The 8,366-nt window shown below is 74.4% G+C and carries 7 protein-coding genes; 5 read left to right on the top strand and 2 right to left on the bottom strand.

All coding sequences use genetic code 11. The features are described from left to right. The 4 genes from E0D90_RS20750 to E0D90_RS20730 form a co-directional block, all read left to right on the top strand. Positions 1-1,014, top strand: a 1,014-nt coding sequence (locus E0D90_RS20750; protein WP_130799605.1) for a polyprenyl synthetase family protein, incomplete at its 5' end; no start/stop codon positions are given. A 198-nt stretch (positions 1,015-1,212) separates the two neighbouring features. Then, positions 1,213-2,652 (top strand): glucose-6-phosphate dehydrogenase, encoded by a 1,440-nt coding sequence (gene zwf / locus E0D90_RS20745; protein WP_130799604.1) that lies wholly within the window; start codon positions 1,213-1,215, stop codon positions 2,650-2,652. Then, entirely contained in the window at positions 2,649-4,679 is a 2,031-nt protein-coding gene (locus E0D90_RS28020; RefSeq protein WP_227870366.1) for a glycoside hydrolase family 15 protein, read from the top strand. The genes zwf and E0D90_RS28020 overlap by 4 nt, the downstream gene beginning before the upstream one ends. 71 nt (positions 4,680-4,750) lie before the next feature. Next, positions 4,751-5,014 (top strand): hypothetical protein, encoded by a 264-nt coding sequence (locus tag E0D90_RS20730; RefSeq protein WP_103501701.1) that lies wholly within the window; start codon positions 4,751-4,753, stop codon positions 5,012-5,014. 29 nt (positions 5,015-5,043) lie between these two features. Here E0D90_RS20730 and E0D90_RS20725 read toward each other — a convergent pair whose 3' ends face one another. After that, positions 5,044-5,859, bottom strand: a complete 816-nt coding sequence (locus tag E0D90_RS20725; protein WP_227870365.1) for a sulfite exporter TauE/SafE family protein — start codon at positions 5,857-5,859, stop codon at positions 5,044-5,046. A gap of 84 nt (positions 5,860-5,943) precedes the next feature. Continuing rightward, positions 5,944-6,840 carry a DMT family transporter gene (locus E0D90_RS20720; RefSeq protein ID WP_130799603.1) on the bottom strand — a complete coding sequence of 299 codons (897 nt, stop codon included), beginning with the start codon at positions 6,838-6,840 and terminating at the stop codon, positions 5,944-5,946. Between E0D90_RS20720 and E0D90_RS20715 the strand changes: the two genes are divergently transcribed. Beyond that, complete coding sequence (locus E0D90_RS20715; protein WP_130799602.1) at positions 6,839-8,329, top strand: aminotransferase-like domain-containing protein; 1,491 nt, start codon at positions 6,839-6,841, stop codon at positions 8,327-8,329. The genes E0D90_RS20720 and E0D90_RS20715 overlap by 2 nt on opposite strands. Positions 8,330-8,366 lie beyond the last annotated feature (37 nt).

Below are 8,366 nucleotides of genomic sequence, written 5' to 3'. Positions count from 1 at the left end.
GCCCCCGGGGAACTCCTCTCCAGGTGCCGGGCCGAGGTGCGCCCGGCGCTGGTGGAGGCGGTCGGCCGCCTCCACCCGTGGCTGGCCGAGATGGCCGGCTACTCCTTCGGCTGGTGCGAGGTCGGCGGCGGCACGAGCGCCCGCCCCGGCGGGGGAAAGGGCGTGCGGCAGGCGCTGGCCGTGCTCGGCGCGGAGGCCGCGGGCGCCCCGGCCCGCGCCGGGGTACCTGCCGCGGTCGCGGTGGAGCTGGTGCATGTCTTCTCCCTGCTGCACGACGACGTCATGGACGGCGACGCCGTGCGGCGGCAGCGCCCCACGGTCTGGCGCGCGTACGGTACGGGCCCCGCGGTGCTCGCCGGTGACGCCCTGTTCGCCCTGGCGGTGGAAACGCTGGCGTGTTCCGAACGGCCCGCCGGGGGCGGCGGGGCCGTCCGGCTGCTCTCCGGCGCGCTCGGTGACCTGGTGCGCGGCCAGGCGGAGGACCTGCTGTTCTCGTCGAGGCCCTGGTCGGGGGGTGAGCGGGTCCGTCCCGCCGAGTACCGGGAGATGGCCGAGGGCAAGACCGGCGCGCTGCTGGGCTGCGCCGCCGCGCTGGGCGGCGTCCTGGGCGGCGCGCCCGCGCCGGCCGTGGCGGCTCTCGACCGTGCCGGGCGCAGCATGGGGATCGCGTTCCAGCTGGCCGACGATGTGCTGGGCCTGTGGGGCGATCCGCAGGTGACCGGCAAGCCGGTCCACGGCGACCTACGGGAGGGCCGCAAGACCTACCCGGTACTGGCCGCGCTCGCCTCCCCCGCCCCGGCGGCCCGGTCGCTGCGGACCCTGCTGGAGCGGGACGGCGACCCGGAGGAGGCGGCGGCGCTGGCCCTGGAGGCCGGTGGGCGGAGTGCGGCGCTCGCCGAGGCACGGCGCCACCTCGCGACGGCGCGGACCGCGCTCGCCGAACCGGCGCTCCACGCGCCGGCGGTGCGTGACCTGCTGGCGCTGGCCGGCTACTGCGTGGAACGGCACCAGTGACCGGCCGCCGCCGGTAACGGAGGTGGGGCACGCCGGGGGCCGTGGCACCGCCCGGTGGGCCCCACCTCCACCCGTCCGGCCGAGCGTGGGCGTTCACCGCTGGCCGGTAGCGGAGCTGCGGGAAGAGAGTGAGCAGGACGCCTCTTCCAAGACGCCGTCCCGCGGCGCTCCGCCGCGCGGCTGAAAGCGAGCAGCGCCATGACCGGTACCGGACCACGGGCCGAGCGTCCCTCCGAACCGCACATCCTGGTGATCTTCGGTGCCACCGGGGACCTGGCCCGCCGCAAGCTCTTCCCCGGTCTGTTCCGGCTCTACCGCGGCGGCCTGCTCCCCGAGGCCTTCAGCGTGATCGGCTCCGGCCGCCACTCCCCCGGCAGCGACGAGGAGTTCCGGAGCGCCCTGGGGGAGGCGGTCTCCGGCCACCTGGCGCCGGGGACGTTCGACGCGTCGGCGTGGCGCGAGTTCGCCGGGCACATCACCTTCCACACGTCCTCGGCGCAGGACGGCACCGGCCTCGCGCGGGCGGTGCGGGGCGAGCGCGGCCGGCTCGGCCCGGAGGTGCGGACGCTGGTGTACCTGTCGGTGCCGCCGAACTCCGCCGAGCCGATGATCGCCATGCTCGGCGAGACCGGCATCGCCGAGGGCGCCTCCCTGATCATGGAGAAGCCCTTCGGTGAGGACCTCGCCTCGGCCCGTTCGCTCAACGCGGCGGTGCACCAGGTGGTCCCCGAGGAGCGGGTCTTCCGCATCGACCACTTCCTCGGCAAGGAGGCGGTGCAGAACCTCCTGGCGCTGCGTTTCGCCAACGGCCTGTTCGAACCGGCCTGGCACCGGCACCACATCTCGTATGTGCAGATCGACGTGCCCGAGAGCATCGCGATCGAGGGCCGGGCCGGCTTCATGGAGTCCACCGGCACGTTCCGGGACATGCTGACCACCCACCTCTCGCAGCTGCTCGGCTTCGTGGCGCTGGAACAGCCCGTCCGGTTCACCGCGCAGGCGCTGCGGGCGGAGAAGCTGCGGGTCTACAGCGCGCTGCGCCCGCTGGACCCGGCGGAGGTGGTGTTCGGCCAGTACGAGGGCTACCGGGACGAGGACGGGGTGGACGACGCCTCGGCCGTGGAGACGTTCGTCGCCCTGCGGGCCTGGGTCGACAGCCCGCGGTGGGCGGGGGTGCCGTTCCTGCTGCGCACCGGCAAGGCGCTGGGGGCGTCGCGGCGGGTGGTGACGATCGGGTTCCACAAGCCCCCGGCGGGGCTCTTCGCCCGGCAGCTGGAGGGCACCTGCCCGGACGAGCTGGTCTTCGAGCTGACCGACGAGCCGCGGATCACCCTCCAGGTGCGCGCCAAGTGCCCGGGGCCGGACTTCGAGCTGGCGCAGGCGGACATGAAGCTGAGCTTCGGGGAGGCGTTCGCCCGCGCCCGTCCGCTGGAGGCGTACGAGAAGCTGCTGCTGGACGCGTTGCGCGGGGACCAGACGCTGTTCACCGGCGCGGACGAGGTGGAGCGGCTGTGGGAGGTGTGCGCGCCGGTGCTGGAGAACCGCCCCCGGCTGCTGCCCTACGCGCGCGGCGGCTGGGGCCCGCAGGAGGCGCTGGACCTGCCCGGTGAGCGCGGATGGCGGGTGCCGGAGGAATGAGCGAGATCTGCGACACCACGGAGGCGGTGCTGGTGCCGCCCTATCTGCCGATCGCCGAGCACGGGCTGATCGGCGACCTGCGCACGGCGGCCCTGGTGGGCACCGACGGCCGGGTGGACTGGTTCTGCGCGCCGCGGTTCGACTCGCCGAGCGTCTTCGGGGCGCTGCTGGACGCGGAGCGTGGCGGGTTCTGGAAGATCGAGCCGCGCTGCGAGGTCGCCAACCGGCAGCAGTTCTACTTCCCGGACACCAACATCCTGATCACCCGCATGCTCACCGAGGACGGCATGGTCGAGGTGCAGGACTTCATGCCGGTGCTGCGTGAGCACGACGCCGGTCACCGCCAGCGCCTGGTGCGGCGGGTGGTGAGCGTGCGCGGGCACATGCGGATGCGGGTCGAGGTCGCGCCCCGGCTGGACTACGGGCGGGACCGGCACCGGCTGGAGCGGACGCCGACGGGGGTGCGGTTCGTCGGGAGGTCGCTGGCCCTGACGCTGCACAGCAGCATCGGGCTGGAGGAGCGTGCGGGCGATGTGACGGGTACGTTCCGCGTCGCCGAGGGCGAGTCGGTCCTGTTCGTCCTGGAGCCGGAGATCGCGCGGGGGTCGGCGGACGGGGCCGGTCCCGCCGCCGGGCGGGACGGCGGCGAGCCCACCGAGGCGCGCGGCCCCTCGGGCGCGGGTGCGGCGGCGGCCGGAGCCACCGCCCCGGCCGGCGACGACGACGGCACGGGCGTGGGCACCGGCGCCGCCGGTTCCTCCGGTGCTGCCGGTTCCGGCAGGCCCGGGCCGGACCAGGCGGAGGCGCTGTTCGACGCGACCGTGGACTTCTGGCGGCGCTGGCTGGCCCAGTCCAGCTACACCGGTCGCTGGCGGGAGATGGTGCACCGCTCGGCGCTGGCACTGAAGCTGCTGACGCACGAGCCGACCGGCGCCGTGATCGCGGCGCCGACCGCCGCGCTGCCCGAGCATCTGGGCGGTGAACGCAACTGGGACTACCGCTATGTGTGGATCCGGGACGCGGCGTTCTCCCTGTACGCGCTGCTCCGTCTGGGGTTCACCAAGGAGGCGCAGGCGTTCATCGCCTGGCTGTCGCGCTGCCTGGGGCGTTCCGGGGACGGCGACCTGGGAGCCGGGCCGCTGCGGGTGATGTACACCATCGACGGCGAGCCGCGCATCCCCGAGGAGCGGCTGGACCACCTGGACGGTTACCGCGGTTCCCGCCCGGTCCGCACCGGCAACGGCGCGGCGGGACAGCTGCAGCTCGACATCTACGGTGAACTGATCGACTCGGTCTACCTGTTCAACAAGTACGGCGGCGGCATCTCGCACGGGACCTGGTCCAATCTCGGCCGCATCCTGGAGTGGCTGCTGGACCACTGGGACACCGCGGACCAGGGCATCTGGGAGACCCGGGCCGGCCAGCAGCACCACACCTACTCCCGGGTGATGTGCTGGGTGGCGGTGGAGCGGATGATCCGGATCGCCAACCAGCGCGGACTCCCCGCCGACCTGGTGCGCTGGACGAGGGAACGGGACGCGATCTACCGCCAGATCATGGAGTCGGGCTGGAACGCCGAGCGCGGCACGTTCACCCAGCGGCTCGACGACGGCTCCGGGACGCCGCCACCGGCGGTGCTCGACGCCTCGCTGCTGCTGATGCCGATGGTCAAGTTCGTCTCGCCGAACGACCCCCGTTTCCGGTCCACGCTGGACGCCGTGGCGCAGGAGCTGGTGACGGACGGTCTGGTGTTCCGCTACGACCCTCGGCTGACGCCGGACGGTCTGGCCGGTTCCGAGGGCACCTTCTCCATCTGCTCCTTCTGGTGGGTGGAGGCGCTGACCCGCACGGGTCAGGTGGAGCAGGCCCGGCTGGCGCTGGAGAAGATCTTCACCTACGCCAACCACGTCGGGCTGTACGCCGAGCAGATCGGCCTGACCGGCGAGCATCTGGGCAACTTCCCGCAGGCCTTCACCCATCTGGCGCTGATCAGCGCGGCGACCAACCTCGACCACGCCATGCGCTGACCGGCCGGAAGGCCCAGCCGTCGCGGGCACGCCCCGGCGGAGTGTCAGTGGCGGCTGCGATGCTCACGGGTATGCAGGACTGGGCACGCAAGCGCGTCTACGGCGCGGACCACGACGACCTCGACACCGGGCCCCGGCCGGGCCGTGAGTACCGCGAACTGGTCGCCGGGCCGCTGGACGGACTCCTCGTCGACGTCACGGGCTGGACCGTCTCCGAGCTGGGTGAGGGCGCGGCGCTGCTCACCGAGCTGGCCCGGTACGGCGGAGGCCGGGCCGTCTACGCGCCGCGCCCCGGCGCGCCGGAGCTGTGGGACTGGGCCGGCGACACCCCCTGACCGCGCGGCGGGCGGGGCGGCGGGGGCGGCTAGGAGAAGAAGACCAGGTTGACGATGGCCGCCGTTCCGACCACGAGGATCAGCGCGCGCAGCAGGGTCGGGGAGAGCCGTCGGCCGAAGCGGGCGCCGACCAGCCCGCCGAGCGTGGCGCCGACGGCGATCAGGGCGACGGCCTCCCAGTCGACGGAGTCCCGGGCGATGAGCACGAAGACCACCGCCGCGACCAGGTTCACGCCCGTCACCAGCAGGTTCTTGACTGCCGTCAGCGACTGCATCGACTCACTCGTCAGGATGCTCATCAGGCCGACGATCAGAATGCCCTGGGCGGCCCCGAAGTATCCGCCGTAGACGCCGAGGACGAACACACCGGCGGTCACGGCGGTCAGCCGGGCCGTGGAGAGCGCGGCGGTGGCCTCCCCCGCTCCGGCGCGCCGCGCCGCCCGCCGCTGCACGTACGGCCCGGCGACGACCATCAGCAGACCGGCCGCGACCAGGACGGGGACGACTGTCCGGAACGCCTCGGCGGGCAGGATCAGGAGCAGCAGTGCGCCCGCCGTGCCGCCGCCGATCGCGGCGGGCAGCAGGAGCCGGGTCAGCCCGCGCAGCTCCCTGAGTTCCCGCCGGTAGCCCCATGTCCCCGAGAGGTTGCCACCGACGAGGCCGATGTTGTTGGAGATGTTGGCGACCAGCGGCGGGTAGCCGAAGAGCAGCAGCACGGGGAACGACACCAGCGTGCCGGAGCCGACGACGACATTGATCATTCCGGCCCACAGGCCGGCCGCGAGAACGGCTGTCCACTCCAGCCAGAGGGGCGCCGAGTCGGCCAGTGCGGCGCTGACGATCACCGTCGGGTGCCCGTTCCGCCCGGCGTCGCTCGCTTCATGCGTGCACCCTACCCGTACCCGTCGGCGCCGCTCCGGGGGCGGACGTCAGCTCCGGGCCCGCTGGGTGGCCACGATGCAGCCGAGCACCACCAGGGCGGTCACCGCCACGAGTGGCCCTGGCTCCTCCCCCAGCAGCAGGACGGCCCACACGAGGGTGAGCAGCGGCTGGGCCAGCTGGATCTGGCTCGCCCGGGGCACCCCGATGGCCGCCATGCCGCCGTACCAGAGCACGAAGCCTCCGAACTGGGAGACGAGGGCCAGGTAGGCCATGCCGGCCACTGCCCCGGCGGTCGGGTGCGCCGGTTCCCACGGCAGGGCGAGGGCGGTGATCAGGGCGGACACCGGAAGAGCTGCGACGACGCCCCAGGCGATGACCTGCCAGCCCGGCAGGTGGGCGGCGAGGCGGCCGCCCTGGGCGTAGCCGACGGCGCACACCAGCAGGGCACCGAAGAGGTACAGGTCTCCGAGCGCCGGACGGCCGCCGCTCTGCTGGAGGGTGAAGGCGGCGACGGTGAGGGCGCCGAGGGTGGCGGCCGTCCAGAACGTCCGGGAGGGGCGACGGCCCGTCAGGGCCACGGAGACGGCGGCGGTGGCCAGCGGCAGTACCCCGATGACCACGGCGGAGTGCGCGGTGGTGGAGGTCCGCAGGGCGAGGGTGGTCAGCAGGGGGAAGCCGACGACACAGCCGCCGGCCACCGTGAGCAGGGCCGGCCAGTGCCGGCGCTGCGGCAGTGGCACCCGGGCCGCCGACAGGCACGCGAGGGCGAGCAGACCGGCCAGCAGTCCCCGCGCGCCGGTCACCGTCCACGGGCCGAAGCCTTCCAGGGCCCAGACCGTGGCGGGAAAGCTGAGTGAGAAGGAGAGGACGGCGAGCGTCGCCCGTGCCGTGCCGCCGCCGACCGCTACCGCCGATTCCCGAGTAGCGCTATCTTGTGCTGTCATGAATGACAGTAGCAGTGTCGCCCAGCTCGCTGCCACGCTGCGAAACGAGCTGGACCGCTACCCGGAGGGACAGAAGCTCCCGTCGAGCCGTGCGCTGGTGGCCGGCCATCAGGTCAGCCCGGTGACCGTCTCCCGGGCGATCGCCACGCTCGCCGCCGAGGGGCTGGTCGTCTCACGGCCGGGCGCGGGGGTGTTCAAGGCCGCCGCCCGCCGGAACGCGGGCGCTATCGGCGATGTCTCCTGGCAGGAGGTGGCGCTCAGCGCGGACCCGACCCCGGCGGCGGTGGACCCGGGCAACCCCGGCTCGGGCGCGGCGGCGGTGCTGGCCACCCTCGCCACCTCACCGCCCGAGGTCATCGACCTCAACGGCGGGTATCTCCACGCGGCACTGCAGCCGGAGCGGGCACTGGCCGGTGCCCTGGCCCGGGCCGGGCGCCGCCCCGGCACATGGTCACGCCCGCCGGTGGAGGGGCTGACCGAGCTGCGGGAGTGGTTCGCCCGGGACATCGGCGGGCCGGGCGGGGCGCTCAGCGCCTCCGACGTGCTGATCACCGCCGGGGGCCAGAGCGCGCTCACCACCGCGCTGCGGGCACTGGCCGCGCCGGGCTCCCGCATCCTGGTCGAGTCCCCCACCTACCCGGGCATGCTCGCCGTGGCGCGCGCCGCCGGGCTGCGCCCGGTGCCGGTGCCGGTGGACGCCGACGGAGTGCGGACCGACCTGCTCGCGGAGGCGTTCGAGGCCACCCGGGCACGGGTGTTCGTCTGCCAGCCGCTGTTCCACAACCCCACCGGCGCCGTGCTGTCGCCCGGGCGGCGCGGCGCGGTGACGGCCATCGCGCGGGCGGCGGGCGCCTTCGTCGTCGAGGACGACTTCGCCCGCCGTCTGGCGCACGCCGACGCCCCTCCCCTGCCGCTCCCGCTGGCGGCGGACGACCCGAACGGCGTCGTCGTCCACATCCGTTCGCTGACCAAGGCGGCCTCCCCCAGTCTGCGGATCGGGGCACTGTCCGCGCGGGGGCCGGCCCTGGAGCGGCTGCGCGCGAGCCAGGTGGTCGACAGCTTCTTCGTCGCCCGGCCGCTCCAGGAGACCGCGCTGGAGCTGATCGGCTCGCCCGCCTGGGCGGCGCATCTCCGGGCGCTGGCGAACTCCTTGCACGACCGCCGGACCGCGGTACTCACCGCGCTGGGCGGTGCGATGCCGAGTCTGCTGCCGGAGCGGCCGCCGCTCGGCGGATACCACCTGTGGCTGCGGCTGCCCGACGGCACGGTCGAGTCGGCCGTCACGGCGGCCGGTCTGCGCCACGGCGTGGCCGTGACCGCCGGCGGGCCGTACTTCACCGCCGAACCACCCGCGCCCCACCTGCGGCTGAGCTATGTGAGCACGCCCGGCACGGGCCAACTGGCGGAAGGCGCACGGCGGCTGCGGACGGCCCTGTCGGAATCGGTGCCGGCGTCCGCGAGCCCGCGCCGCCCGGCCGTGGGCGGCTGACGGCCGGGGCCGGCCACACAGCGCGGGACCCGACAGC

Origin of the sequence: Streptomyces otsuchiensis, assembly GCF_004305975.1 — a bacterium.
Taxonomy (GTDB): domain Bacteria; phylum Actinomycetota; class Actinomycetes; order Streptomycetales; family Streptomycetaceae; genus Streptomyces; species Streptomyces otsuchiensis.
Note: the sequence above shows the minus strand (reverse complement) of the source record. Positions and strands in the feature narration are given on the sequence as shown.

Excerpts from the sequence above, each read along its gene's own strand:
- zwf (WP_130799604.1), top strand. The coding sequence starts at position 1,213 with ATGACCGGTACCGGACCACGGGCCGAGCGTCCCTCCGAACCGCACATC.
- E0D90_RS28020 (WP_227870366.1), top strand. The coding sequence starts at position 2,649 with ATGAGCGAGATCTGCGACACCACGGAGGCGGTGCTGGTGCCGCCCTAT.
- E0D90_RS20730 (WP_103501701.1), top strand. The coding sequence starts at position 4,751 with ATGCAGGACTGGGCACGCAAGCGCGTCTACGGCGCGGACCACGACGAC.
- E0D90_RS20715 (WP_130799602.1), top strand. The coding sequence starts at position 6,839 with ATGAATGACAGTAGCAGTGTCGCCCAGCTCGCTGCCACGCTGCGAAAC.
- E0D90_RS20720 (WP_130799603.1), bottom strand. The coding sequence starts at position 6,840 with ATGACAGCACAAGATAGCGCTACTCGGGAATCGGCGGTAGCGGTCGGC.